Annotated in this window: 20 protein-coding genes and 2 pseudogenes; 10 read left to right on the top strand and 12 right to left on the bottom strand. The window is 49.9% G+C overall.

Annotated elements, in window-relative coordinates; genetic code table 11:
* Window positions 1-167: 167 nt before the first annotated feature.
* Window positions 168-632 carry a hypothetical protein gene (locus tag FH749_13225; protein MTI96414.1) on the top strand — a complete coding sequence of 155 codons (465 nt, stop codon included), beginning with the start codon at window positions 168-170 and terminating at the stop codon, window positions 630-632.
* A 356-nt stretch (window positions 633-988) separates the two neighbouring features.
* Window positions 989-2,278: a hydroxylamine reductase gene (hcp, locus tag FH749_13220; protein ID MTI96413.1), complete on the top strand. Its 1,290-nt coding sequence runs from the start codon at window positions 989-991 to the stop codon at window positions 2,276-2,278.
* Between the two features lie 26 nt (window positions 2,279-2,304).
* Here hcp and FH749_13215 read toward each other — a convergent pair whose 3' ends face one another.
* Both FH749_13215 and FH749_13210 read right to left on the bottom strand, forming a co-directional pair.
* Window positions 2,305-4,704: a hypothetical protein gene (locus FH749_13215; GenBank protein ID MTI96412.1), complete on the bottom strand. Its 2,400-nt coding sequence runs from the start codon at window positions 4,702-4,704 to the stop codon at window positions 2,305-2,307.
* Entirely contained in the window at window positions 4,701-5,801 is a 1,101-nt protein-coding gene (locus tag FH749_13210; protein MTI96411.1) for a DNA repair exonuclease, read from the bottom strand. The genes FH749_13215 and FH749_13210 overlap by 4 nt, the downstream gene beginning before the upstream one ends.
* A 181-nt stretch (window positions 5,802-5,982) precedes the next feature.
* Here FH749_13210 and FH749_13205 point away from each other — a divergent pair, with 181 nt between their 5' ends.
* Entirely contained in the window at window positions 5,983-7,029 is a 1,047-nt protein-coding gene (locus tag FH749_13205; GenBank protein MTI96410.1) for a hypothetical protein, read from the top strand.
* 27 nt (window positions 7,030-7,056) lie between these two features.
* Here the strand turns inward: FH749_13205 and FH749_13200 are convergent, their stop codons facing one another.
* Window positions 7,057-8,724 carry a glutamine--tRNA ligase/YqeY domain fusion protein gene (locus FH749_13200; GenBank protein MTI96409.1) on the bottom strand — a complete coding sequence of 556 codons (1,668 nt, stop codon included), beginning with the start codon at window positions 8,722-8,724 and terminating at the stop codon, window positions 7,057-7,059.
* A gap of 185 nt (window positions 8,725-8,909) precedes the next feature.
* On the opposite strand from FH749_13200, the gene FH749_13195 reads away from it, so the two are divergent.
* On the top strand, window positions 8,910-9,422 hold the full coding sequence (locus FH749_13195; GenBank protein MTI96408.1) for a hypothetical protein: 513 nt from the start codon (window positions 8,910-8,912) through the stop codon (window positions 9,420-9,422).
* 105 nt (window positions 9,423-9,527) lie between these two features.
* Here FH749_13195 and FH749_13190 read toward each other — a convergent pair whose 3' ends face one another.
* Complete coding sequence (locus FH749_13190; GenBank protein ID MTI96407.1) at window positions 9,528-10,844, bottom strand: CapA family protein; 1,317 nt, start codon at window positions 10,842-10,844, stop codon at window positions 9,528-9,530.
* Window positions 10,845-11,019: 175 nt separating this feature from the next.
* Between FH749_13190 and FH749_13185 the strand changes: the two genes are divergently transcribed.
* Complete coding sequence (locus FH749_13185) at window positions 11,020-12,381, top strand: helix-turn-helix transcriptional regulator (GenBank protein ID MTI96406.1); 1,362 nt, start codon at window positions 11,020-11,022, stop codon at window positions 12,379-12,381.
* A gap of 41 nt (window positions 12,382-12,422) precedes the next feature.
* On the opposite strand, the gene FH749_13180 is transcribed toward FH749_13185, so the two are convergent.
* Window positions 12,423-13,049: a DUF421 domain-containing protein gene (locus FH749_13180; GenBank protein ID MTI96405.1), complete on the bottom strand. Its 627-nt coding sequence runs from the start codon at window positions 13,047-13,049 to the stop codon at window positions 12,423-12,425.
* Between the two features lie 120 nt (window positions 13,050-13,169).
* Window positions 13,170-14,288, bottom strand: coding sequence for an AbrB family transcriptional regulator (locus FH749_13175; GenBank protein ID MTI96404.1), 1,119 nt, complete (start codon window positions 14,286-14,288; stop codon window positions 13,170-13,172).
* A gap of 116 nt (window positions 14,289-14,404) precedes the next feature.
* Here FH749_13175 and FH749_13170 point away from each other — a divergent pair, with 116 nt between their 5' ends.
* The gene (locus FH749_13170; GenBank protein ID MTI96403.1) at window positions 14,405-15,856 is read left to right on the top strand and encodes a leucyl aminopeptidase; all 1,452 of its coding nucleotides are present in this window, start codon (window positions 14,405-14,407) and stop codon (window positions 15,854-15,856) included.
* Window positions 15,857-15,894: 38 nt separating this feature from the next.
* Here FH749_13170 and FH749_13165 read toward each other — a convergent pair whose 3' ends face one another.
* On the bottom strand, window positions 15,895-18,255 hold the full coding sequence (locus FH749_13165; protein ID MTI96402.1) for a glycyl radical protein: 2,361 nt from the start codon (window positions 18,253-18,255) through the stop codon (window positions 15,895-15,897).
* Complete coding sequence (locus FH749_13160; GenBank protein ID MTI96401.1) at window positions 18,248-19,111, bottom strand: glycyl-radical enzyme activating protein; 864 nt, start codon at window positions 19,109-19,111, stop codon at window positions 18,248-18,250. Before FH749_13160 ends, FH749_13165 begins: the two co-directional genes overlap by 8 nt.
* Before the next feature lie 142 nt (window positions 19,112-19,253).
* On the opposite strand from FH749_13160, the pseudogene FH749_13155 reads away from it, so the two are divergent.
* A pseudogene (locus FH749_13155) lies at window positions 19,254-19,955 on the top strand (polysaccharide deacetylase).
* 58 nt (window positions 19,956-20,013) lie between these two features.
* On the opposite strand, the gene FH749_13150 reads toward FH749_13155, so the two are convergent.
* The 3 genes from FH749_13150 to FH749_13140 all read right to left on the bottom strand — a co-directional run bounded on the left by FH749_13150 (window position 20,014) and on the right by FH749_13140 (window position 22,778).
* On the bottom strand, window positions 20,014-21,315 hold the full coding sequence (locus FH749_13150) for an MFS transporter (protein ID MTI96400.1): 1,302 nt from the start codon (window positions 21,313-21,315) through the stop codon (window positions 20,014-20,016).
* Between the two features lie 70 nt (window positions 21,316-21,385).
* On the bottom strand, window positions 21,386-21,679 hold the full coding sequence (locus FH749_13145; protein ID MTI96399.1) for a hypothetical protein: 294 nt from the start codon (window positions 21,677-21,679) through the stop codon (window positions 21,386-21,388).
* A 157-nt stretch (window positions 21,680-21,836) separates the two neighbouring features.
* Window positions 21,837-22,778, bottom strand: coding sequence for a hypothetical protein (locus FH749_13140; protein MTI96398.1), 942 nt, complete (start codon window positions 22,776-22,778; stop codon window positions 21,837-21,839).
* Between the two features lie 177 nt (window positions 22,779-22,955).
* Between FH749_13140 and FH749_13135 the strand changes: the two are divergent.
* The 3 genes and pseudogenes from FH749_13135 (at window position 22,956) to cls (ending at window position 25,725) form a co-directional block, all read left to right on the top strand.
* Window positions 22,956-23,685: pseudogene (locus FH749_13135) on the top strand (DUF2087 domain-containing protein).
* A gap of 1 nt (window position 23,686) precedes the next feature.
* Window positions 23,687-24,139: a GNAT family N-acetyltransferase gene (locus FH749_13130; GenBank protein ID MTI96397.1), complete on the top strand. Its 453-nt coding sequence runs from the start codon at window positions 23,687-23,689 to the stop codon at window positions 24,137-24,139.
* A 161-nt stretch (window positions 24,140-24,300) separates the two neighbouring features.
* Complete coding sequence (gene cls, locus FH749_13125; protein MTI96396.1) at window positions 24,301-25,725, top strand: cardiolipin synthase; 1,425 nt, start codon at window positions 24,301-24,303, stop codon at window positions 25,723-25,725.
* Between the two features lie 44 nt (window positions 25,726-25,769).
* On the opposite strand, the gene FH749_13120 is transcribed toward cls, so the two are convergent.
* Entirely contained in the window at window positions 25,770-26,771 is a 1,002-nt protein-coding gene (locus tag FH749_13120) for a lipoate--protein ligase (protein MTI96395.1), read from the bottom strand.
* Window positions 26,772-26,958 lie beyond the last annotated feature (187 nt).

Genomic DNA, 26,958 nt, shown 5'->3' with positions numbered 1-26,958 from the left:
AAACAACCCTCCTTAAATAGACAACAGCACTGCAGGTACCACCACTACCTGAATTGCTGTTGTTTTGTTTCACCCCCCGGGATACGTGCCCGGCGGTGCAAACGTATAGAGCCAGGACGTCCCTTTCCAGAGATAAGTTTCATAGGCTGGCAGCAGGAGGTGATAATTTGGCATTTAATTTTCTTACAACCAGTGCTGACAGCTCAGTCAGCTCCGGGACTATAGCGATAACAGTATCACCGGAAACCGGTTTGTTCGATGTGGAGGACATGGTGCCCGGCGACTCTGATGCAGCAGATGTTACAGTTACCAATATTGGCGATGTCGACTGCCTCTATTATATATCCGCTGACTGGCATGCAGGTGATGAAACCAGCGCCCGTATGGCCGCTTTATTGGCTAACAAGCTGGAAGTTAGTGTTGAGGTAGACACCGAATCCCTGTACACCGGCACTCTGGCCGGTCTAATCGATCAACCCGAGGCCGGCAGAGAACTGTCCCTGGCCACAGAGAGCGAAGATGTGACATTTACCATCACGCTACCTGCCGACACCGGCAGTTTGTATCAGGATATCAATGTAGATTTCGATATTATCTTCGTAGCTACTGAAGCAGAAGAGCAAGAAGATTAAAATTACGGCCCTGTCACGGGGCCGTAATTACTTTTGCTTTTTCCCAGGCTTTGTTGTATGCGCTTCAGATGACAATCTGCGCAGAAACTCTGACCGATTGCAACCAGAATGGATGTTGCCAGCGGTGTTAATTTTGTTGCCAATAGTTTTAACAATGCAATTCATGTTAACCTCTCCAGTTCAATATATGCGCAGTTTGCAAGCCGGGGTGCTTGTTGTTAGCCAATCGCCAGCAAAAGAGCACCTGACAGCTTATTTTGTGACGAGTGTCACGGAAAGACTGGCAGCCGGCAGTTAAGATAGCAAACGGTTGCTTAATTATATTAAGCTCAGATACTGCACAAGGAGGAATTTTGATGTTTTGCAATCAATGTGAACAAACACCCACTGGCGGCTGCACGGGGGCAATTGGTGTGTGCGGAAAAAACGAGGAAATTGCCAGTCTCCAGGATACAATTGTCCTGGCCCTTAAAGGGATTGCTGCCTATTCAACCCACGCGGCCCAGCTTGGACACCGGGACCCGGAAGTAGACCAAATTGTTAATGAAGCATTGTACATGACCCTGACCAACGTCAACTTCAATCTGGAAGAACATATTGCCATGGCTTTGAAAGTTGGCACAGGCACGGTTCGAATTATGGAATTACTGGACAAAGCGCATACTCAGCGCTTGGGCGTTCCGAAGCCGGTAACGGTTAGTTCCGACAAAGTCGAGGGTCATTGTGTTCTCGTCACCGGCCACAACCTATTTGCCCTGGAGGAATTGCTTAAACAAACTGCGGGCAAAGGGATCAATATCTACACCCATTCGGAAATGCTCCCTGCCCACAGTTATCCACATCTAAAAAAGTATCCCCACCTAAAAGGAAACGTAGGTAAAGCATGGTATGACCAGCGACAGCTGTTCCAAAAGTTCCCCGGCTGTATTCTGGGCACCACCAACTGTCTGATGCCCATCATCGGCGACTATGCTGACCGCTTTTGGTCTTATGATGTGGCTGGCCTTGAAAACGTGCAAAAGATTGAGAATGATGACTTTGGCCCGCTGATTGAAAAAACGCTTTCCCTGGAACCGGCAAATATAGACTCTGATAAAACAATGGTCACCGGCTACCATCATGAATCAGTGCTGGCTATTGCCCCGGAAATAGTGACGGCCGTTAAAGAAGGGAAAATTCGTTGTTTTTTTGTGATTGCCGGATGTGACGCCCCGGGCCCCGGTGGCAACTACTACCGTGAGCTGGCCACATCCCTGCCCGAGGACTGTGTAATTCTTACCACCTCCTGCGGCAAATTCCGCTTCAACGATGTCGATTTTGGCACAGTTCCAGACACCAATCTTCCCCGCTATATTGACCTTGGACAATGTAACAACTCGGGATCCGCCGCCAAGATTGCCATCGCCCTGGCAGAAGCCTTCAATTGTGATATCAACGAGCTGCCATTGAGCATCGTGCTCTCCTGGTTTGAGCAGAAAGCAGTGGCAATCTTGCTCGGTCTGTTCAGTCTTGGAGTCAAGGATATCTATATCGGACCGAAGGCGCCGGAATTTGTGTCCGCCGGCGTATTGAAAGTACTCCAGGACAATTTCAGGCTCAAGCTGATTGGCAATGCTCAAGAGGACCTGGCAAACATGCTTGTATAATAAAAAGCCCTGATCAGGGCTTTTTATTATACCTCCAGCAAGCGTGCAGTCTCAGGGCTACAGGTTGTAAACACCACTTGATTGGAATTGGCATAGTCCCGGATAATGTCCACAGCCGCCTGCTTGCGACCTGGGTCGAGGTCTACCAGACAATCATCCAGAACAACCAATCCGCCGGCACGTCCAAAAATGTTCTCCAAAAGCGCAAAACGCAACGCCAGGGCGGTACTGTCATAGGTTCCGGAGGACAGGAGGTTCACCGGCATCGATTTATCAGTATTGGTGACCAAATCAAGATTAAACTTGTCGTCTACGTGGCCAAGTTTGTACTGACCCCGGGTAATGGCAGCGAGATAGCGGCTGAAAGAACTGGCCAATGGGGCAAATGTGGTTGAATCCATCTCCGCTACAGTCTCCTGAAATGCTTGATGAACCTGGAGAATTTTTTCTGCCCGCAGTTTCAGTTCGCTAAATCTACGCTCAGCGTCCTGATGTTGATTCTCCAAGTCTGTCAGGGATTCCACGGGCAGCTCCCTCTGCAATTCGTACACTGCCTTTTGGGATGCCGCGATTTCACTATTTACATTCTCCAACCGGGCACGCAGAGCGGCCAGGTGTTGATTAAAAGCTTGTGGAGACTGGAATTCCTCGGGAACCGGCTTTAACCCGGACAGTTCCCGTTCCAATGCCCGAAGATCTCCCATGACATCGCCCAACTTCTCAATCAGCTGCGGATAACTGCCGTACTCTTGGGTCCATGCAGCCAAATCTCGCTCCAGATTTCGGTGAACAGCGGTCTTATCAATCAGCTCATTCTCCAGAGCCTGCCGGTCCGCGACAATATCTTCCTTGGTCCTCATAGCGTCACGGGTCTCAAATGCTGCCAACTCGGCCTTTATTTGGTCGAGCTCCTTGCCTCCCAGCAAAGACTGAATAGTCTGTTCAGTCACCGCAATCGCGTCCTCCACTTGTTTGCGTTCACGTTCGGTATCCCTGGCTTCCTGCACCGATTCTAATTTTAGTGCGGCCAACAACTCTCTGATTTCTTCCGTTGCCTGCCGATAACTTTCCTTGATTTCAGCGAAATCCTGCTCACCGGCGCGGACTTCAATCTCTGCCAGTTTGCCGATTCGGAACCTTACCCAGCCCTGGGCCCGCACCTCTGGATCGACAAGTTTTTGCTCCGCATCCAAATCCCTGGTCACATACACCTCTACGTCGGGATCCACAGAGATCCTGGTCAACAGAGTGCCGGCCTGCATTGATGCTTCTGCCTGGAGCACCTTTTGCTGCAGGGCATCCAATTTTTTGATCAGCGTCGGTGAAGTAGCAGGCAGTTGGGCGATACGTTCTTGCTGCCGCCTAATTTCTTGCTGCTGCTCGGAAACCTGCTTGTAGAGCTGCTCAAGCTCTGCATGTCGCTGCCAGGCCTGCAGACTATCTAGTTCAGCTTCCAGCGCCTGTTTGCGGGCTTCCAACTCGGCAATTTCTTGCGCCAATCGGATGTGCTCCTGCTGTATCTCCGGCCACTTTGCGACCACAGTTTTGAAAGCAGCGGCCTCATCCTGCAGCTCCTTCAGCTTAGGTTCCAGTGAGGTCCGCTTGAACACATCCGCTTCCAGGTCGGCAAGAGTTTTTATTTCCGCCGTCAGCTCTTGTTTTTCTTTGTCCAGCACTGCAAGCTCTTGTCGCAGACGGGTCAACTCCGCTTCACCGGCGGCCACAGCTTCCAGTTTGGCTTTCAACTCTTCTTTGGTGTAATACGCCTGCAGAACGCTGCCCACCCCTGCCTTCCAGGGATTGTGGTAACCTCGATTCCCCTCCGGGCCATCTCTCTCAATATCCCAGCGGCCAAGCAACTCCTGAATTCGCTCAGTCAGCGCATTCCCCAAGCGGTCAACCGATACCCCGTCCAGCTGCATAACCGCTTTCCGCAACATTGAGCCGATAGAATCCACTGTTTCATCCGAGCGAATAAGATCTAAGACATCCTTTAACTGCTCTTGACGGGCAAACACGATTGTCTGATAAGTCCGTCGTCCCAGAGGGAAAAGAGTGTCGAGAAAGGCTTCCACTTCGCTTTCGCTAGTGAGCAATGTTCCGTCGGGCTTAGTTAATCTAACCTGAGGAGATGTCCCCCATTGCCGATACAAAGTATACTCTGCATCATCGACAGCAAAAGTGAGCTCGCCATCGATCGTGTCCCCATCTGGAAAGGGCAAAAAACGGGCGAAAAACTCTCTGCCTTCCCTGGTGTTTTTGCCCACCCGGACTTCCCGGAACAAGGTCGCCTGAATACCGTTGACCAGCGTGCTCTTACCCGATTCATTTGGTCCTTCAATGACATTTATCCCACTGCAAAATGTCCTTTCCACATCCTGCAGGCCGCCAAAGCGGCTGGTTTGGAATCTAAGCAGTCGCATCATTTCACCTCTTTGATGAGCTGATAGGCGATTTGCATCGCTTCCCCGTCAGCAGTTAACTTCTTCAATAAACGGTGGGGAAAAGAACCGGCGGTAAACTCCTTATCCAACATCGTTGGCGTCAAGCGCAGTCCCAGTCGAGAGTCGCGGATATCCACATGCAGGAGTGTTTCGGCAAGTTTACGGTAGATGTTCTGACGCTCCGCCAGAACCTCAGCCGGCAGATTACCTGTCAAAGTCAGACGGGCGATGGACTTATCGGCGTCAGCGGTCAGCAACTCCTGTTCCAACACACTGAAATCTTTAGTCAATTGGTAGCTGAGATCCATGAACCGGTACTGACCACAAGTGGTACTTTCGGCGCTCACCTTTCCCGCGGCATCCACCGTAATAATCCAGGCATGGCCCCGGTGACGACAATCGAGACCGTCGGGCTCCGGTGTGCCGGCGTTGAAAATTTGCTCGCCGGTCACTTGATTTTGGTCCGGGTAGCGAACGTGGCTGTGCCCCAAAAGCCAGAGATCAGGCGGCAAAGCCCTGAGCTCTGCAACTTCCATGGGAAAATAAGAGTTGTCCAAATCCGGAGATAGGCCGCGCACACTGCCGTGGGCAATACCGATATTGAAGCGCTCAGAGTCAGCTTGTTGCCCGTGCATCCAACCTAGGTTGTTGGTCTCCGAATGTAGTGAAGTGCAGGGTGCGGGCCAGATTTCGACAGAGAGGCCGAAGGCATCCAAGCTGAAACGGGCCGCATCCTCCAGCAGGATAGTGTTTTCTCCTTTGTGGGTGACAAAAGTCTGCCAGAGTTCAGACAATGCATCGGTATAGTCGTGGTTTCCCGGCAAGATCAGTGTGCAAGCGCCGGCAAATTGCTTGATAATCTCTGTAACTTCGACAATCAGACTATTTTTGGGCTTATGGGTTGTGAACAAATCACCGGCAATTACAAACAAGTCGCATTGACGGTTGTTGGCTTCTGCAACCAACCGACGAAGCACATCCACCCGCGCCTCGGCTAAATGGGTGCGCACATGCTCAGGATAGCCGCCATAGCGCATTCCGATATGTAAGTCACCTGTATGCAGGATTTTTAGCGTCACAGCAATCTCCCCTCATGGATTGATTTAATACAGTATTATTTCCACTCGCATGCTTTAAACACCTTCAACGCCCCCAAAACTTGCACTACATATGACCGGAAGGAAATGTTGAGCTACTAAATGAGCTGTCATTAATAAACTGTACTAGCCGGATTTGACCGCTAGTGGCACCGAACAGGAGATGAGGGCAATGAAACCAATATTAATCGGTCTCCTGGTCCCAAATTGGGCTGACAAAAAAAAACACCTGGAACTCCATCAGCCGTACAATAAATCTAATCTGGAGCTCTTCGCATTCTCCCGCAAAGATATCAGCTGGAAAAATAGGCGAATCCACGGACTGCATCAACAAGATGGGGAGTTCAGGGATAAATCATTTCCGTTTCCTGATGCGGTCTACAATCGCTGCTATAATCGAAAGAAGAACCGGTTCTTTATTCGCCTGGAAAAGGCAATTGGCAAAAATAAGTGCTTCAATGCGGTTAATCGCTTTGAAAAATGGGCTGTGTATAATTCTCTGAGCACGGCCGGTCTCGTCGATTATCTGCCAGAGACCCAAATTTACACAGAAAAAGAACTGATGGCAATGTTGGAAGCCTACAGACAAGTATTTGTCAAGGCTAGTTTGGGTTATAAAGGTACAGAGGTATACCGTTTGGAGCTAGAGCCCAATGGGAATGTCTATATCTCCTTTCATACCATGGTCCGCAGACTGCTCTGCAAGCAAGGCGATAGCTTAGATGCGAAGCTGGCTGATTATCTTAGTCCTGATAAACAGTATCTGGTTCAGCAGGGAATTGAGTCGGCGAATATCGACCGTCATCTTTTTGATATTCGGGTGCTGGTGCAAAAGGATGGCCGCGGACAATGGGCAGTTTCCAGCAGTGTTTGCCGTTTGGCGCTCAAGTACTTCTATAACACTAGCCAAATCCGTGCTATTTATGAAATCGAAACCCTGGCCTCCAAACATTTCTCCCCGGCATTTCTCAACACCCTAAATACAACCAGCCTGGCTGTGGCGCGGGTGTTGGAACTAAACTATGGTTTGCTGGGCGAGTTATCCGTAGACTTCATTCTCGACCGGGCAGATAAACTGTGGCTCATCGAGGTCAACGGATTTCCGCAAAAGAGACTCTACAAAGGAATAAAAGATTTCAGGCATGCAGAAGCAGTCTTCGGCAGGCCGCTGGAATATGCCAGCTATCTGGCGCGAAATTTTACAGATTAAAAAAGCCGCGATTCCGCGGCTTTTCCGTTATTTCTTTTTCTTTGCCCAGGTATCCCGCAAACCAACGGTGCGGTTAAACACTGGTCCATCTGCTTGGGGATCGCGGTAGAAATACCCCTTGCGCATGAACTGGAAGCGACTGCCCGGCTCAGCTTCCGCCACTGTCGGCTCGACTATGGCTGTCACTGTCTGCAAAGAATCGGGGTTGATATTTGTCGTAAAATCTTCGCCTTCCTCGGGGTTTTCAGTGATGAATAGGTTTTCATAATGGTGAACCGTTGCCGGTATGCCATGGGCTGCGGATACCCAGTGAATTACACCCTTGACCTTTTTGCCGCTGGTATCCTGTCCGCTCTTAGTTTGCGGATCGTAAGTGCAACGAAGTTCGGTGATATTGCCCGCACCGTCTTTGATAACTTCCTGGCACTCAATCACATAGGCCCCCTTGAGCCGCACCTCTTTGCCCGGCGCCAGCCGGTGGAACTTTTTCACCGGTTCCTCCATAAAGTCATCCTGCTCGATATAGATCTCCCGGCCAAAGGGCAGTTTGCGAGTGCCGGCGCTTTCGTCGCCTGGCAGGTTCTCCAGCTCCAACCATTCAACCTCGTCCTCGGGCCAGTTTGTGATAACCACCTTCAACGGAGCCAGCACTGCCATCACCCGGTGACTGTCGCTGAGGTCCTCCCGAATGCAGTGTTCCAGCAGCGCTAGGTCTACAGTGCTGTCTGACCGAGCAACGCCGATACGGTCACAGAAGTCCCGGATGGCGCGGGAAGTGACACCACGACGACGGAGACCGGCAACGGTAGGCATCCGCGGGTCGTCCCAACCTTCCACAAAACCCTCTTCCACCAGGCGGCGCAGCTTGCGCTTGCTGAGCACAGTGTAGGAGATGTTCAGGCGGGCAAATTCGTATTGGTTGGAGCGACTGGCCACATGTTCGGGAATCAGCTCCAAGGCATTATCCACCACCCAGTCATATAATGGCCTATGGTCCGAGTACTCTATCGAACACAGCGAATGGGTAATCCCCTCGACAGCGTCGGAGAAGGGGTGGTCATAATCATACATCGGGTAAATGCACCATTTGTCGCCGGTGCGATGATGGTGGGCATGGAGAATCCGGTAGAGAACCGGGTCACGCATGTTCAAATTGCCGGAACTCATATCAATTTTAGCCCGAAGCACCCGGGAGCCGTCGGGGAACTCGCCATTCTTCATACGTTCGAACAAATCTAAGTTCTCCTCCACTGAACGACTGCGGTAGGGACTTTCCCTACCGGGCTCGGTGAGGGTCCCCCGGTATTCTCTGATTTGCTCAGGATTTAGGTCGCAAACATAAGCCCGACCCGCTTTTATCAGGCGTCGGGCGAACTCATATTTAATATCGAAATAGTCGGAGGCAAAGAATAACCGGTCCTCCCAGTCGGCGCCCAACCAGTGGATATCGTTGAGAATTGAATCCACAAATTCCTGGTCTTCCTTGATTGGGTTGGTATCATCAAAACGGAGGTTGAACTTACCCCCATACATTTCCGCAATGCTGTAGTTTAAAAGAATGGCCTTGGCATGGCCGATGTGCAGCCAACCATTGGGCTCAGGCGGAAACCGTGTATGGACGACACCGTCGTGCTTCCCTTCCTCCCGGTCTTTATTAATGATGGCCAATATAAAATTACTCTTTTCTTCGCTCATGTCTATCTCCCCTTTATTTACCGTCTCCTTATTTATCATATTATAATGGACAGGGATGGGAATTGTAAAATAATCCTTTTACTCTGGACAAACGCTTGTATATAGAATACAGTTAAAATACGAAAAAGGGGTGGGTTTTTGAAAGGGCCGTCATTATTTTCTTCCTGATTATCAGTGTTGTATTCATGGCCGGTTGTTTTGGCAAAGAGGAGCTGACACCGGGCGTATTGGAAGGGAACCTCTACCGCAATGATTTTTTTAATCTTAGTTTTGAACTGCCTGAGGGGTGGACAATTTTAACTGAAGCCGAGGTTACAGAAGTAGGCAATTTATCTGTAGAGTTCATTTCAGAACTCAATGAAGAGCTTGCGAAGCAGATTGAGGAGGACGAAGACGTCGTAGACCTTGTCCATGCCCTCAAGCATCCACTGAATTACCGGGTTTCGTTTAATCCCAATTTCGTCTGTAACGCCGAAAATGTCAAAGACGCAGGCACCACGTTTCACAACGGCAAAGACTATCTAGAATATAGCAAAGATTTGTTCCAGAAAGCCGGGCTGCCCTGGCAGTTTGAGCATATCCATCTTGAGGTATTGGACGACGTAAATTTTTATACTATGAACGCCCGCATCGATATTGGCAATGGCTTTATCAGAAACTTTACGCCACTATCCAAAACGGTTATGCAATCAACATGATTATTAGCTATACTACAGAAAATCAACTCACAGAGTTGGAAAAGATTATCGATTCGGTAAAATTTAACTAAATCAAAAAGCATGGGACATCCCATGCTTTTTGATTTAGTTATCCAGAGAAATTACAACCCGTTCACCGTCAATTGCCCACGGCGTGTCGTAGCGACCCAACAGACCGGTTAAGAGCTCGTGCATACGCTCCAGTTCCTCACCTTCGGGAACAAAAGGCTGACTATCTCCCAGCAGTACCGGCACAAGACTCATGGCCTGCACCCCATCCTTATTAATTTCTGCTTCCAGAATATAAGTCTCGTTGCAAAGTTTCTGGGTGGCAAAGGGATAGAACAAAAAATTCCCCAGACTGTAGACTATCGGTTTACCTCCGTAGAACTCAATGCCCTGGGGCGTATGACTGTGATGCCCCAGGACCAGGTCAGCGCCGCTGTCGACAACCAGTTTACCCAATCGATGCTGCTCGGCGTTGGTAGCATAGGTGTATTCATAGCCCCAGTGCATAGAAACAATAACCACATCGGCAAGCTCGCGAGCGCTTTTGACAGCCTCCACCAGCCTATCCTCGTCATAATAAAATGCCGTTCCGGGTGTATCTGGCCCTGCCTGCCAGGCGGGATATAGCCTGGCGGGAAAAGCGCCTGTGTAAGCCAGCATGGCAACTTTTACCCCGTTTACCTCCCGCAATACCGGCGCTCCGGCAGCAGCTTGATCTTTGCCGGCCCCCGCATGGGCAATACCATGCTGGTCCAGAAGATCAATCGTGTCCAACATTGCCTCCGCTCCATAATCCAGGATATGGTTGTTTGCCAGCGAAACAAGATTAAACCCACCATCAAGAAGCACTTCAATGGTGAATGGCTTGGCCCGGAAAACATAGGCCTTGTCCATAGGGTTACCGACATCAGAAATTGGCGCTTCCAAATTGCCGAACACCAGGTCGCCGGATTTGATGCGTTCACGAATCTTTGCCAACGGGTACCCGGGGTCATATTCGTTAACGCGCTTTTCAGTGAGAATTGCTGGCATCACATCACCGACGGCAACAAGCTTAAAAACCGACGGGACGGTTTCAAACTTGTACACATATTCAGTGGGCAATGCTTGCTTTTTACTGGCAAAGGGCGCAACTGTCAAAGTATATTCGGTTTCATAGTCCCAGTCATGCAATACAATTGAGATTTGAGCTTGCTCATTCTCTACAGAATATTCCACCTTGGGCGTTATCGTCAGATTCCGGACAATTTCATTAGCTGACTCCGGTTCGCTCAGCGTCAGGTATACGTGCGGATGCCGGTAATCTGTTTCGAATGTAATCGTTACCGGCTCCACAGGCGGCGGTTCCGGTTCATCTTCAACAACACAAGCGCTAAGCAAGAAAATTAAGATCAGTACAAGCCAACGCCTCAAATAATCACCTCCACAATCCTATCCTAAATATACCAGATAAGATGCCGGACAGAAAGCTGTGGCTTTTTTACTACTTTTTTAAATAATTTTGCCCTAAGTCTGGCACTTTGTTATATACTTTTAGAGAGATGTATTATAAAAAGTAAGCAAATTAATTAAAGGGGGCGACAATCGTATGAAGAACCATCATTTAAATGTTCAATTGTCACTGGCCTGCTTTTTCGGCTGGCTTTTGGCTGTCCCCTTCAGCGGTCCCATTCTGGAAAACCTACTCCAAACGACTGGAACTGATGGCGCAGCGATAACCTTGACGTTTATCGGGGCCCATGGCCTGGCTTATGTTTTCGCCGGCTTCGGGCTATGGAATCTGGCGCCATGGAAGAATATCATGCGTGCCGCGGGAACTGCTTGTCTGCTGATTCATCTTCTAATTCTGACAGCTGGTCCCGTTGTGCCTTGGCTGAGCTTTAGTTTGCTGGGAATTGCCTCGGCCGTATTTATCCTGGCATGGAGCGTTCCCTATACAAACTTGATTACCGACACTCAGCGCATAAAATATATGGCCACGATTATTATCGGCGCCAATCTGATTCTGTTCTTTCTCAGTATATTGTCTAGACATTTACATCCAAATGTCATGATGGTTGTCGCTGCGCTGCCTCTCGCGCTGGCTCTGTATCTTGCTGGTATAATTACCCCTGTTACCAACCCCAGGAAACCTGCAAAAGGTTCAGAAGAGTTCCCGACGCTACTGGTCGCGGCTCTAGCCCTGCTGGTGCTGATAATCTACATAAACGGCGGGCTGCTCTACAATCTGCTCTACCCTTCTGTCATTACGGCTTCTCCGACATTCGAATATGTTATTCTTTTGCCATATACGGGTATGCTGGTAATCATGGCCTGTTTGGGCGGGAAGATGAAAAAAGTACTGCCTGTTTATTTGGGAGCAGCGCTGCTGGGCCTGGCCTTTGTGTTCTTTGCCCTGCTCAATATCTCTTTTGTCAGCAATCTCATAATAGTCGTGCTCACTGAAAGCGCTTTTGCCTTGCTGGACCTCTTTGTATGGACTGTGCCGGCCACGATTGCGTTAATCTACGGGCGGACATACCGGGTTTTCGGCTTGGTATTGGCGGCCAATGTTGCTTCGATTTTCCTTGGCTATATACTAGGCGACCACCTTCTACTTTCTGAGCAATACCGGTTTACCAGCGGTTTGGTGGCCTCAGGAACCCTTTTCCTAACATTTCTCCTCTTACCCTGGCTGAGCGAATATCTGGACCAAAAATTTATCACTGATCATAAACCGCTATCCATCTCTCTTGCAGATAAGCTCACTTGCAGTGAACCACTCACCCCCCGGGAAGAGGAAATCCTATTACTTTTGCTTCAGGGTCACAGCAACAAAAAAACGGCTGCCCTATTGTTTATCAGCGAAAACACCCTCAAAACACATCTCAGACATATCTATGCCAAGTTGGGAATTTCCCACAAGCGGGAACTGTTTTCCCTGGTAGCCGAGAAAAGAAACGCCAAATGACCCGGGATGTTGGCTCCAACCAAAGACCCGGGTCATTTTGTTTACCTCAGTTTCTTGGGCGGCTTGGCGTCGCCCCGGCCAAAGAGAATTTCATCAAAAATGTTATTCTCATCCGGCTTCATGTCAAGTTCATCTGCTGGCGGCTCTGGTAACTTTGCCTCCAGCATTTTCATCAATTTCTGGATGTCTTCACGCCGGGCCGGCATCGCATGTGGTTTTAACTGATAACCAAGCTGCCCATTGGGTTCCAGGGTCGCCCAGTGTACATCTTCAACCTTGCTTATTCCCAGCTGGCGCAAGCGCACCTCCAATTTATCCACAGTCAGCCGCAGTGCTTTAAGGTTGTCTTCCCGAATGGCGCCGTTTTCGATGATTACCACTGCCTTGCCGGTAAAAATTTGCTCCAGGAAATTAAATTGTAGTTCAGCATATTCGATCATGATCAGGGTGAGGACAATTACAAGCCCCAGAAAAAATGCCACACCAATACTGGCGCCGCTGACAGGCTGAATGAGCAGCGCCCCTACGGCAATCATTATCACAGTTTGGGCAACAGTAAGCTGAGATATTGATTTACGACCAGCAAATCGTAGCAATAGCGAACCAACGATTACAATCGCCATTGCTTTCCAGATCCAGTTGAGATCAAAATCAATTGCTCCAATCATAGATTTTCCTCCGCTACCTTTTCTTACCCATAAAATACACGGAGTTCAAGCAGTTTATACCGGCCAGATCAGGCTAGTCGACAAAAAAACCAGCAGCGTGAGAGCTGCCGGAAGTCTATTCTAAATCAAGAACATAAAGATCAAGGGCACAAACGCCTTAATTGCCATCAAACGCACCAAATGGAGCATCGATACCGAAAAGGGATCCTTGTCATATTTTATCGCCAGCGTGGTCATGATTGTAAAACCACCGGGGGCAGCCGCCAGAAAGCTTGTTGGCATATCCCAACCACTGAGCTTATGGATTATACGGCCCACCAGCAGAGAACTCATAAAGATCAATGTTGTGGAAATCAGCACCGGCGCCAACAGTGAACCGGAGGCCAACATTCTGGCGGTCTCAGGGGTAAAATTCTCTGTAACCATAATCCCAACAAACACCAGAAGCGGGGCAAATAATTTTGGATTAAAACTGGCCACTGGCGCTCCGCTAACTGTGGCAATTGCAACAGAAAACATGCCGCCGACCATGATGCCAGCGGGAACCCCAATTGCCTCCACCAGCATCCCGCCAGCGAGTGCAATTCCCACCGTCAGCAGACTCCTGGCGGTTAACGGGATAATATCTGCCCGGGCACTCCAGACAGTTTGTACCTGCTGGCTAATAGCTTGCCTCAATGTCAAATTAGCTTCCGTTTCCGTTACTTCTCCTTCATCTGAACCATTCTGCTTATGCAGTTTGAACCAGGAGTTAAAAATAATAGGGAAGATTGCGATCGTGGCCAACATTCTGGCCGTAGACATCATAATAATCACAGCCGTATCGGCATCAGTAGCCAACGCTAATACCATCATTTCCGGCAAGCCGCCCATGCTGGACGAAAGAATCGCCGTAAACGAATCCAACCAGGTAAGTCGTGAAAGCAGGAAGCCGAACACAAAAATTACTGTCAGGGCCCAGGCGCTGATTACCGTTGCGGGCACCAGCAGCTTTTTCAATTCCCGGACGGTGTCCCGGGTGACCTTGGTGCCAATATAAATCCCCAGGGTAATCTGCACCGCCGGGGTAACAAAACCGGGGGTATCTGGAAGTGGCAACTGGAGAATCCTCATCGTCCCCACCACCGCAATTGTCCCCAAAAGCGGCGCCACCGGCAATCTTAGAAGCTTAAACGCGCCCCAACCGCAACACCCCAGGCCAACAAGTATCAAAATATCTGTCATTATCAAGACTCCCATTTTAATGTCAGTTTAACTGCCTACTATTTAATTCGACAATCGAAGCTGTTTCCCTTTAGAAAAGAGGATAATATTATACGCATACAGAAATAAACTTAAACGAAGGAGGCGATTTAATGGAAATCAAAATCTACCAAGGTGAGCCAGAACCAGCGCGCCTGGTCACATGTTTTCAAGACCTTGAGCCTGTCGGTCTGCCCCAAGAGTTACATGAACTAGTAACTGATATGCAGGCCAATGATGAGTTCAAGGGTAAATTTGGCGAGACCCATACTATCCGCCTGAAAGGCACACCCCGGCATGTGATAGTTATTGGGCTGGGCAAACAGGGCGAGCTGACCCTGGAACAGGTGCGCAAAATAGTCGGCAAGGCAGTAAAAGCAGCCCTGAAGCTTAAAACTAGTGGTCTTGATATATTCCCGGCAGAGTTTGGCGATTTTGCCCCGCCCCATTTGGCAAGAGCTATCGCGGAAGCAGCGGAGCTGGCCGCCTACAAATTTGACAGCTACAAATCCGAGCGTCAGCAGCCGACCCTGGAATCTGTCAACCTGGTCTGGGCAGAAAGCCAGGAGGTCCCCCTGGCCCTGGCGGAAGGCAAGGCACTGGCCACAGCAACAAGCTTAGCCCGTCGCCTGGTTAATGAACCGGCGAACAAAATGACCCCGGCCCAACTGGCAGCTGAAGCGGAGGCAATGGGAGAAAGCAACAACATAGAAGTTGAAATCCTGGAAGAGGATAGAATTCAGGCACTGGGCATGGAAGCATTCATGTCCGTCGCCCGTGCTTCCACTAACCGCCCGCGCCTGATTGTCATGCGCCATCGGGGCGCCCCGGAGAGCGACCGGATGTTGGCGCTGGTTGGCAAAGGACTCACCTATGACTCCGGAGGTCTCAGCATCAAACCTACCGAGGGTATGGCATTTATGAAATGCGACATGGGGGGCGCCGCTGCAGTGGTGGGGGCAATGGCGGCCATCGGTGAAATGAAACTTCCGGCCAATGTGGTGGGCATCGTCGCTGCCTGCGAAAACATGATTGCCGGTAACGCCTACAAGCCCGGCGACATCATCGGCTCAATGGGCGGAAAAACAATTGAAGTGGGCAATACCGACGCTGAAGGACGCCTGACCTTGGCCGACGCGATTACCTATGCCATTCGGGAAGAAAAGGCCAGCCATGTCCTTGATATTGCGACATTAACCGGTGCGGCGTTAATTGCCCTGGGCGACGTCCACACTGCAGTACTGGCCAGCGATGACAGCCTGTTCGGCGAGCTGGAATATGCGGCGGAGCTTTCGGGCGAAAAAATCTGGCGCCTGCCCCACGATCCGGAATACAAGGTCTTGCTTAAGTCTGATGTGGCGGATCTGCGGAATACCGGCACCCAGCGCCTGGCCGGTACCATTGCTGCCGGCCTCTTCCTGCAGGAGTTCACTGAAGAAAAACCCTGGTTGCATTTGGATATCGCCGGCACCGCCTGGACCAGCAAGGAAGGTGATTATAGCGACAAAGGGGGCACCGGCTGGGGCGTGCGTACGCTCTACCACCTGGCCAAACAAAACGGATAAACAAAACAGGAGCATGCACGCCATGCTCCTGTTTTCATTTAAATTGCACTGTGCTCGGTGCGGGCAATTATTTCGTCCTGCAACTCCTTGCTTAGATCGCAAAAGTAGTCGCTATACCCCGCCACCCGGACAATCAGGTCCCTGTATGCTTGAGGATCCTCTTGCGCTGCTTGCAAGGTGACAACATCTACAACATTAAACTGAATATGGTGGCCGTCCAGCTTGAAGTAGGACCGCACCAAGCGTGTAAGCTTTTCAATGCCCTCCTCTCCCGCCAACACCTGGGGAGTGAACTTTTGGTTCAGCAAAGTACCGCCGGTGAGAAGATGATCCATCTTTGCGGCAGATTTTACTGCCGCAGTCGGGCCGTTTCGATCAGCGCCCTGTACGGGAGAAATCCCCTCGGAAAACGGTTTATGGGCCACACGTCCATCAGGAGTAGCGCCGGTCCGGGAACCAAAGTAGACGTGACAAGTAGTGGGCAGCATATTGATGCGGTAAGTGCCACCCCGAACGGTCTCCCGACCATCTACTGCCTGATAGAAGATGCGAAACACTTCAACCATCAGCTCATCGGCAGCATCGTCATCGTTTCCGTATTTAGGTGGCTTGTTTTGTAACAACAAGCGAATCCGCTGGTCAGACAGGTTGTCGGCGAGGGCCGCAAGCAATGCATCCATGCTTATTAGATTTTTGTCATATACTAAATCTTTAATCGCCGCCAAAGAATCGGTGACAGTGCCGATCCCGACCCCTTGAATATAATTGGTGTTGTAGCGGGCACCGCCTGCATTATAATCGGTGCCTGTCTTGATACAGTCATCGATAATCAGGGACAGGAAAGGACAGGGTAGATCCCTTGCATAAAGTCGCTCGATAACATGGTTGCCCCTGATTTTAATGTCGATAAAATGATTGAGCTGCCTTTTATAAGCATCCATCAACTCATCAAAGCTGGCGAAACTCCGGGGGTCCCCGGTCTGTAAACCAATCTGCTTTTTTGTCTCCGGATCGCGGCCATTATGCAAAACGACTTCCAGCACCTTGGGCAGGTTAAAGTAACCGGTGAGGATATAGGCCTCTTTGCCAAAGGCGCCGGTTTCCACGCAGCCGCTGGTTCCACCACACCGTGCGTCCACCAAGGACTTGCCCTGATTGATGAGCTCCTGAACAACCGAATCGGCATTGAAAATCGAAGGTTGGCCCCAGCCTTTGCGGATAACCCGACAGGCATGCTTGAGGAAACGATCCGGGTTCTTTTTGCTTAACTGAATGTTGGAGCTGGGCTGTAATAATTGCATTTCATCGATTACATCCAGTACCAAGTAGGACACTTCGTTAACGCCGTCACTGCCATCTGGGCGGAGGCCGCCACTGTTAATATTTGCGAAATCAGTGTAGGTCCCGCTTTCGGCTGCCGTGACACCGACCTTGGGCGGCGCCGGCTGATTGTTGAACTTAACCCAGAAGCACTGCAGCAGCTCACGGGCCTGCTCTTTATCCAGCACACCTGACTCAGTTTCCTTTTGGTAAAATGGCCACAAATGCTGATCCAGGCGTCCGGGGTTAAAGGAATCCCAGGTGTTGAGTTCGGTAATCACACAGAGGTGCACAAACCAGTATCCCTGCAGCGCCTGCCAGAAGTTCTCCGGCGCATGCGCCGGCACACGCTCACAATTGGCAGCAATTTGTTCCAGCTCCCACCGGCGCCGGGGGTCAGATTCAGTCTCCGCCAGTCTCCGTGCTACGTCCGCGTGGCGGCGGGCAAAGATTATAATTGCATCGGCGCAGATATCCATCGCCTTGAGCTGCTCGCTTTTATCCAGGGCCCGGGGATCGTTTAACCAATCGAGGGAAGCTAAACTCTCGGCAATTTCCGCCTTAAAATCCAGGAAACCGCGGGTAAACACCTTTTCATCGGCCACAGTGTGCCCGGGCGCCCGCTGCTCCATGAACTCAGTATAAATTCCCGACTCATAGCAATCCTTCCACTCCTGGGTCATGGCGGCAAAAATCCGGTCGCGCATTGAACGGCCCTGCCAGAAGGGAATAATCTCTTCGGCATAGGTATTGCGCACCGATTCGGAAACTGTAAAGGGAATCTTCTCCCTGTTATGAAGCAGATCCAAATCTTCCAGACTGTGGCAGCAAAGTTCCGGATAAGTTGGGGTGACCTTGGGACCAGGACCCCGCTCGCCGACAATCAACTCCCCGGGATTAATACAGATTTCTTTATGTTCCAGGATATATTTAAACGCCAGGGCACGGTGAATCGGCACAGGATGGGCATCCACCGGCACTTGTTTATAAAACTCGGTAAGCAGTCGCGCCCGCTCATCGGTTATTGAAGGAATTGTCTCCAGGGATTGTTGACGCAGTATGCGTACTCGTTCAGTCATTGCCATTGGCAGCTCCTCCAATCTTGATTCTATGTCCACTGGGTCTCAACCAAGCCGCTATCATTTGCATTCTCTCGGCATCCGGGGACTGAAGCGATGGCAAACTATACTCGCGTCCCAAGCGGCGATATTTTTCTGCACCAGTGGCGTGATAGGGTAATAGCTCAATATATTCTATTGGCAAACCATGCAGTAATTTCCCGATTGCCTGGATATTACTCTCGCTATCAGTGATACCGGGAATAACAGGCACCCTGATTATCAGTGTTTTTTTAAGGTTCACCAGCGTTTGCAGATTATCGAGTATTTGCTGATTGGATACACCGACATAACGTTTGTGCATTTCATCATCCAGTAGCTTCAGATCATAAAGGAACAGGTCGGTGTAAGCGGCCACCGCATCGATTACTTTCTGTGGGGCAAAGCCGGATGTGTCAACAGCAGTGTGCAATTCCTGCTCTTTGCAAGCAGAAAGCAGTGCAACCAAGAAGTCGGGTTGCTGCAAAGGTTCACCGCCTGAAAAGGTAACACCGCCGCCCGACTCATCGTAGAAGATTAAATCCTTGTTTACCTCAGCCAGAACTTCAGCCACAGTCATTTTGCGCCCCGCTAACTCCCTGGCCCCGCTAAAACACGCCTCCACACAACGCCCGCAGAGTTGACAGCGGTCTTGATCACCGCCCACAGGACAGGCATCCATGCAGGCGCCGCACTGAATGCAGCGTTCCGGACGCAGGATTAGCTCCCGGTCACAGCCCTGGCTTTCGGGATTATGACACCATTCGCAACATAAAGGGCAGCCCTTGAGAAAAACAGTGGTGCGAATGCCAGGGCCATCGCTGATAGAATATTTCATGATATTAAATACTATGCCCCACGTCACACAATCACTCCAGTCATTAAGTGCTTTAATGTAAAAAATTCGCCACTACATCCCTGCTCTCCTGCATGTTAAACTAGGTACACATATACATCGAGTTTCGGAGGGAGCTGTTTTATTGAAGCGGAAGTTTATTATTTTAGCAACAACTATTATCTTATTTGCAGGTGCGGGGATAGGAACCCGAGAGCTCAGCAACTCCCGCACCTTTCAATTCTTCGGCAACCTGGTGCACAAGGTGGAAACCGAACAAAAGGTTGTTGCCCTTACCTTTGATGATGGACCCACGCATTACACTGAAGAAATTCTGTCCTTGCTGGCGGAACTGGATGTACAGGCAACTTTTTTTGTAACCGGTAGAGAACTGGCAGAAAACCCTGAAGCAGGCGCAATGGTTGTCGAAGCCGGCCATGAGCTGGGCAACCATTCCTGGTCCCATCAACGTATGGTCTTCAAGAGTCCGGGATTCATCCGTGACGAAATCCAACGCACCAACGAACAGATTCGTGCTGCCAGTCACCAGGGGCCGATTCATTTTCGTCCGCCCAACGGCAAAAAACTGCTGCTGCTCCCCCGCTACCTACGCTAGGAGGACATGCTGACAGTTATGTGGGACTTGGAGCCGGATTCGGATCCAACCGTTGGCGCTGATCTAATCACAGCTACTGTGCTAGACAATGTGCAACCCGGCTCGATAATCCTGCTCCACATTATGTATGAACAGCGCCAGCAATCCCGAGACGCACTGCCGGAAATCATCACCGGCCTGCGGGCAAAAGGTTACTCCTTTGCAACTGTCGGCGAATTATTAAACCACTAGCCACCGGGGACGTTTCCACTTAAAAAACGCCCGGCAAAACTGGCCGAGCGTTGGTATATCAGCCACTGAGAAACGTCCCCGATGGCTGAGTTGACTTTTGTGGCGGTGGCGAAAGCAATGCCGCCAATATGCCGAGAAGTGGGAACAACATTGAAGCAATAATAATTTCCTGATATCCACCAAAAAAATCAAAGGCAAAACCAAAGGGTAGCGGACCAAAGGCGGAGCCAATTACTGTAGCAGTCATTGCCATGCTGCGGATGCTGCCCAGATTGCCACGCCCAAAATAACTGGGCCAAACAACGTTGTTATTAATGGCGTAGGCAGCGTTAAGCGTCCCCCAGATCACACCAAAAACTATGGCCAACGGCCAGGAACTGACCCAAAGCAGTAGCAATAATGAAAGAAGTTGGCCAATAAAGGCAATGGCCATCAGCAAATGGACACGAAATTTATCTGCCAACCAACCGGCGATAAAATTGCAAGGCAGCTGGGTGATTGCCAACGTACTGAGAACGGAGGCCGCCACCACCGGAGCCGCATCGATTGCGAACCCCCTGTCCTGCATAATGGAAGCCAGATGGAATGTGATACCGGTGTTAATTGCTGAAGGTATTGTGACACAAAATAGCAACAGCCAGAATGCACGGGTCCCCATGGCCTCCCGAACAGTCCAGGAATTATCTGAGACGGGTTGTTCCGTTTCAGTTTTTTCCGGCGCTGACTTATTGTCCGGCAACAAGCCAATGTCTTCGGGCCGGTTTCTAATCAGTAACCAGGCAGTTGGCGCCATCACTGTCAGGAGCAAAAGTGCCCAAACCTGCCACCCCAGCTGCCAGTGATAGGTTTGTATAATCCATGTGTTGAGTGGCGGCAACACCGCCGAGCTCAAAGTCCCACCCAAGGTCATGATGCTGAGGGCCCGGCCCCGTTTACTCACAAACCACTGGGGCACCAATGTAGAAGATGTCAGGGTCATTGAACCCTGACCCAACAGACGCACCAGCAAAAAGCCGGCAAAGAGCATGGCCGGACTAGCGACCATACTCATGCCAGCACAAACAAGACCAAAGCTGACAGTGACCGCCGTAACCATTATCCGCGACCCCAAGCGGTCGACAAGTCGGCCCACAAAAGGTAAAAATAAACCGGCAAGCAGCGTGCCCGAAGAATACAAACTGGACACAAAAGAGCGGCTCCAACCAAACTCCTGAATATAGGAGTCGATATAGACCGACACGGAATAGGTCTGGCCCGGCCCGGAGAAAAACACACCAAGCCCGGCCACAAAGACAATTATCCAACCATAAAAAAATGAGGTTTCCGTCCCTTGTCCGGAAACCGGCAGCTTAAGTTTCAAAATACAAGCCTCCCCGCCCGATTACATATTATTTAGTTTACCGGAAGTTCTCCGGGCGGTCAACTGACAACTAAGCACCAAAATACCAAATCAAAAATGCGCCTATCAAATTCGGCATGCCAATTAATACAAGCTTTAGAACCAAGGCCTGTCGGGAACGGGTGTCCTCACGACTTTCCATTGCCATGTTGGCCCGGTTGCGGTCACCGCTGGCCAACATGCCGCTTAAAAACGCAGCCACCGCAAATAGTATACCTGCAACCACAAAAGCATATATCCCCATCCTGTAAATGTCTCCCTGAATCAGGGCAACCATCGTCAGCACGGAAAGAATTGCCAATCCAATAACCGGGTATTTTGCCAAACTAAATCCCCCTTTGGTAAATCTCCTCATATACTTTCGCCCTCAGACGTTGCCCCTCCTCTTTTTCGGTTCACATTTCGTGTCTGGGCATAGGCAATTTGGCCAAACAGTATCTGGATTAATAAACAAAAGCAGACGCAGTGCCTGCTTTTGTGTTTCAGGAAAGCTCTAGATCTAACCGGACCATTTCGCCGTTACTGTCCAGGCATGTGAACAAGCGGGCAACCCGGGTTTTATAATTGGTGGTAACTGCAATTAAATTTTCCCCGGTCTCGCTGTCCAGGAGATAATCTACATAACTGAACATCTGCCGATAATTGGCGGCTATTTTCTCGGCAATTCTATCAAAGGTGTTGTTGGTAATGACAGTAAACGCCTTTTTTTCGTCTCCACTGAGAAAGGTCATGATTCCATTCTCTAAACTGGGGCTAACTTCACCCTTGACCCGGATAATCTGGGAATTCTCTTCTTCCAATTCCAACTCCAACTTATCTTGGAGTTTTTCCGCGATCTGCCTGTGCCCCGGCCCACTGAACAAGCCGATGCGATCCGGCCCTACCAGCTGAAAGTGTTTATCAAAACTATGCTGGTCAATAAACGCGCTGATAAACGAAACCACTGGCAAGTCTGCCAAATGGCGGCGGCGAACGATCGACTGCTGGGATATTTGCAGACTGGCGCGTACAGAACTTTCAGCCCGGGGTAAGCTCTCTACAGTTAACTGCACTGGATATTCTCCCGGGGGAAGTTTGACAGATTGCATGCCACCATCACGTCGTCCCATGAGCAGTGGATCACCCACCAACAATATGCCGGAAGGCACCTTAAGCTTCCCAGGCGTCAGGTCGCGAATATAGGAGTAGAAACCGTACTTAAACATGCCAAAACCAAAACCAAAAATTAATGTGGAAATCACAGCAAAAATCAGACCAAATCCGATTCCGTTGGGAATCAACATCTCAGTAAACGTAACCGACATCAGCCTGGCCATCAGGAAAGTCCAAATGAAAGTTCCAATACCGGTAATAACGACGAGCACCCGGGCCCAATGCAATAAAAAACCATAGCCCTTAAAAACCCGCTTATATTTCGATTTCATGAAATTCCCTCCCGTAGAGAAAAAGAGTTCAAACATTATAACGGTTAGTTTCAGCTTACCATAAACAAACGGCAAATAAAACAGGACAAGCGGCCCAAAGCTCTCAAACAAACAATCATATGATTTGTTGACATAAACGTAAACAATAATGTATTATGCTTGCGGAAGTGCATATACATGCTGGATATAAATCAATTATTTTGGCAGTGCTGAAGAGCTAAAGCAAGGCTATTGCCAAAAGCAACAAAGTTTTTTCTGTCTGATTTGTGGCCGACAATTCCAGCGGGGTATTGTTTACCCCCAAGGGGATTTTTTGTTGGAAGCTGAACGTGCTGCATCCGAGCATGTTCAGAGCGAACACGGCCCGATGTTTAAGTATTTGCTTAATCTTGACAAAAAACTTACCGGACTTACCGATACCCAAAAAGAACTGATGACAATGTTTTATTCGGGACTCAATGATAAAGAGATTAGTGAACGCCAAGGGGGCAGCAGTTCAACAATCCGTCATCACCGCTATAAACTGCGGGAAAAAGAAAAGCAGGCACGGATCTTTTTGGCCCTGATGGGGCTATTGTCCCCAAAAGACGAATTCATTCCCATACACAAAGGTGCGACAATGGTGGACGATCGTTATGCAATCACCGCGCAGGAACGGGATAAAATTATTACCAACTACATTCGGGACGGAAAACTTACTGAGTTCCCAAAGAAGCAAAAACGCAAATTGGTTATCCTGAAGTACTTGTCGGAGCGATTGGAGCCTAACCGTGAATATACGGAAAGGGAAGTTAACGCAATTCTTAACGACTTCTATGAAGATTATGTGACCCTGCGCCGCTATCTGATTGAATACGGTTTCCTTAACCGTGACCGGGACGGCAGCCGTTATTGGGTAAACATCTAAGATGACGCCAAAATTTAACGGTTCCCAAGCTTGGTCAATCTGCCCGCTCTCAACCGCAGACACTAAAGAAATCCAGGCGTTGCTTGAGCGGTGCAGAGAATTCTTTATCATGATTGGTGACAATCCGCCCGGCTCAAGTTCAGCCGAGCAATTGTTTTCAGAATTGCCACCAGGCAAAGCTTGCTCAGATAAATTTATCCTCGGACTGTTTTTGAACAAGGAACTGCGTGGGCTTATTGATATTGTCAAAGATTATCCTGCCCCCGGAACCTGGTATCTTGGCCTGATGCTCATCGACCCTGCTTACCGACAACAGCATCTTGGCACCGAATTAACTACAACTGTTGCCAATGCTGGTGCCGGGAGCGGGGCGCCAGACGAATCCGTCTGGGGGTTCAACAGGAGAACAAGGGCGGGTATAAGTTCTGGAGCAAGCAGGGATTTCGTGAAGTAAAAACTGTGCACGATTATCCAATTGGCGATGGAACCACTACTGTTTTTGTACTGGAGAAAACAATTTCAGAAACTCAATAACCTTTGCCCCCTGATTCAGTGGGTTTTGCTCTTGCCACACGGCCAAAAGACTATATAATATCCATAACAGGGGGTGAAAACATGCCGTGGCTTAATTTATTTGTCGCCTTACTCTACCTAGTCAACATGGGCTTGGCTGTTTTATTGGTGTTCTTTGAGCGTCGCAACCCCACCACCACCTGGCTGTGGCTGATGGTACTTTTATTCCTGCCGATTATCGGCTTCGTACTCTACCTGTTCATCGGACAGGATTTGCGCAAGCAAAAAATATTCGCAAAGAAGCAAGTATCCGACCACATGCAGAGCCTGGCCTGCCCTTTAAGCCAACAGTCCACTCCCCCGACAGAAGTTCTATTGAATCGTGATGTAATAAGATTTCATCAGTCCGGCAGTCGCTCCCATTTGACGACCGATAATGCTGTCACAATATACGATGACGGAAAGGAAAAATTCGCCGCCCTCAAGGCGGCAATTGCCGGCGCCAGACAGTTTGTTCACCTGGAATACTATATTATCCGTAATGACAAACTGGGCAGAGAGATTCTCGCGCTGCTGACTAAAAAAGCTGCCACCGGCATTGCCGTCCGGGTGCTTTATGACGGCATGGGCGGCATCCGTCTGCCCAAGAACTTTTTCCGGGAACTGATCGCCGCCGGCGGTCAGGTAGCCTGCTTCTTCCCTCCCTTTATTCCCTATCTGAACCTCCGGGTAAATTACCGCAATCACCGGAAGATATGTGTCGTCGACGGGGACATTGCCTTTATTGGCGGATTCAATATTGGCGATGAATATCTAGGCCTCTCAACCCGTTTTGGCTATTGGCGGGACACCCATCTGAGCATCCGCGGCGGTGCCGTCAACTGTCTGAACTTGAGGTTTATGGCCGACTGGCAATTTGCTTCCCGCGAAGAAAAAGATTTGGACAGCGGCTGGTTCCCTGCCCAGCAACCTGCCGGCAACACCAGCATCCAAATCGTATCCAGCGGGCCCGACCATAAATGGAGTCCGGTCCGGGATGGCTATATGAAATTGATTAACAACGCCCAGCGTCGAATCAGCATCCAGACACCTTATTTCATTCCCGATGACAGCATCCTGGCCGCCCTGAGGGTGGCGGCTTTGTCGGGTGTGGATGTACGGATTATGATTCCCAACAAACCTGATCACCCCTTCATCTATTGGGCCACCCTCTCCCATATCGGAACCTTGCTGAAAGCCGGGGTGCGCTGTTACACCTATGAAAAGGGCTTTATTCACTCCAAGGTTGTGGCTGTGGACAGTTCGGTGGCCAGCGTCGGCACCGCAAACATGGATATCCGCAGTTTTGAAATGAACTTCGAGATCAATGCGTTTATATACGACAGCGCTGTCTGCAGTGAGCTGGAAGCCCAGTTTGACCGAGATATTGCCGACAGTTCAGAGCTGACCCTGGAACGCTATCAGAAGTTGCCACTCAAGGTCAAGTTTAAGGAATCGGTATCCAGATTGTTATCACCACTATTATAAAAAAGGCGCCGTGACGAGAAGCCGTCACGGCGTTTGTTGTTTAACTACAGATTGGTGATCTTTTCTTGCAGCCAACCGCGGATGTCGTTGAGTATTACCTGGTCTTCCTCTGCAAGCTCCGGCAACACCAAACGGGATGATACAGCTTCTGCCTGCAGAGGAGCTCCGGCCAATAGCGGAGAGATGTCCATAATCAGCTGAGAATTCATGGCGTCGGAAAAGAAGCGGGCAGACTTAATATGGCCTTTGTGTACAACCAGCCCCACCTCGATTTCGCCCCAGGGGAAGCGGGTGGAGAAATCTACATCAAACTTGGGTGTGCTGCCCAGGCGCCAGTCCCAGGACGCGTATTTCTCATACAATTCCGAGAGGTCTATGCTCTGTGGATCAAACTCTTCGACGCTCTCGGCAGCGCCATAGGCCTCGTTGAAGGCGGCATGAACACTCTCTGCCATCTTCTCAATCGTCAACTCCGGATTCAAACTCTTGAGGTTCACCACCCGGGAACGCACTGACTCCACGGCCTTGGACCGCATCTTCTCCTCGGACACTTGTAAGTACTTGACCATATCTTCCACATTTACATCCACCAGCAATGTGCCATGATGATAGGCCATGTTCTCCTTGAAATAAAATGCATTGCCGGAGAACTTGCGGCCTTCTGCGGTCAAGTCGTTGCGACCGCTGAACCTCGCAGCAATTCCCTGGCGCTTAACTGCATCGAGAATGACGGCCAACTGCTTCTCTAGATTATAAAAGGAACGACTCATGACAAAGGTGAAGTTTAAATTGCCCAAATCATGATAGACGGCGCCACCGCCGGAGAGCCTGCGGGCAAGTTTGCCACCTTCTTCTTCCAGCAGCGTGCAGCGACATTGTTTCCATGCGTTCTGATTGCGGCCGATGACCACCGTATGTTTGTTCTGCCAGAGATAGAGGATTACCTGAGCTTTATCGGCCACGCTCCGCAGCAGGTGCTCTTCCAAAGCAAGGTTGAACCAGGGGTCGAAACTATGGGAACGCACTACCCGGGTTGTAAATTGCATATTATCGCCTCCTGAGTTTTATGCCCAATTAGATTCTACACCGCAGTCAATCATTCCTGCAAATAGAGTAGGGTAACCACTCTCATGGCTACCCCCTCATCAAACCGCACGTGCCCTGCTAAGGCATACGGCTTACCAATGTGTTTCGGCTTGAACTAAGTCGTTGCAAGTCTTTGGGCATATTCCA

The sequence above is a fragment of the Bacillota bacterium genome (assembly GCA_009711825.1).
Taxonomy (GTDB): domain Bacteria; phylum Bacillota; class Proteinivoracia; order UBA4975; family VEMY01; genus VEMY01.
This window is presented reverse-complemented; position numbering and strand designations above follow the sequence as displayed.

Coding starts and splice junctions, on each gene's coding strand:
- FH749_13185 (MTI96406.1), top strand. CDS start 11,020: ATGAAGAACCATCATTTAAATGTTCAATTGTCACTGGCCTGCTTTTTC.
- FH749_13165 (MTI96402.1), bottom strand. CDS start 18,255: ATGACTGAACGAGTACGCATACTGCGTCAACAATCCCTGGAGACAATT.
- hcp (MTI96413.1), top strand. CDS start 989: ATGTTTTGCAATCAATGTGAACAAACACCCACTGGCGGCTGCACGGGG.
- FH749_13170 (MTI96403.1), top strand. CDS start 14,405: ATGGAAATCAAAATCTACCAAGGTGAGCCAGAACCAGCGCGCCTGGTC.
- cls (MTI96396.1), top strand. CDS start 24,301: ATGCCGTGGCTTAATTTATTTGTCGCCTTACTCTACCTAGTCAACATG.
- FH749_13140 (MTI96398.1), bottom strand. CDS start 22,778: ATGAAATCGAAATATAAGCGGGTTTTTAAGGGCTATGGTTTTTTATTG.
- FH749_13175 (MTI96404.1), bottom strand. CDS start 14,288: ATGGGAGTCTTGATAATGACAGATATTTTGATACTTGTTGGCCTGGGG.
- FH749_13160 (MTI96401.1), bottom strand. CDS start 19,111: ATGAAATATTCTATCAGCGATGGCCCTGGCATTCGCACCACTGTTTTT.
- FH749_13200 (MTI96409.1), bottom strand. CDS start 8,724: ATGAGCGAAGAAAAGAGTAATTTTATATTGGCCATCATTAATAAAGAC.
- FH749_13205 (MTI96410.1), top strand. CDS start 5,983: ATGAGGGCAATGAAACCAATATTAATCGGTCTCCTGGTCCCAAATTGG.
- FH749_13215 (MTI96412.1), bottom strand. CDS start 4,704: ATGATGCGACTGCTTAGATTCCAAACCAGCCGCTTTGGCGGCCTGCAG.
- FH749_13120 (MTI96395.1), bottom strand. CDS start 26,771: ATGCAATTTACAACCCGGGTAGTGCGTTCCCATAGTTTCGACCCCTGG.
- FH749_13180 (MTI96405.1), bottom strand. CDS start 13,049: ATGATTGGAGCAATTGATTTTGATCTCAACTGGATCTGGAAAGCAATG.
- FH749_13195 (MTI96408.1), top strand. CDS start 8,910: ATGGCCGGTTGTTTTGGCAAAGAGGAGCTGACACCGGGCGTATTGGAA.
- FH749_13130 (MTI96397.1), top strand. CDS start 23,687: ATGACGCCAAAATTTAACGGTTCCCAAGCTTGGTCAATCTGCCCGCTC.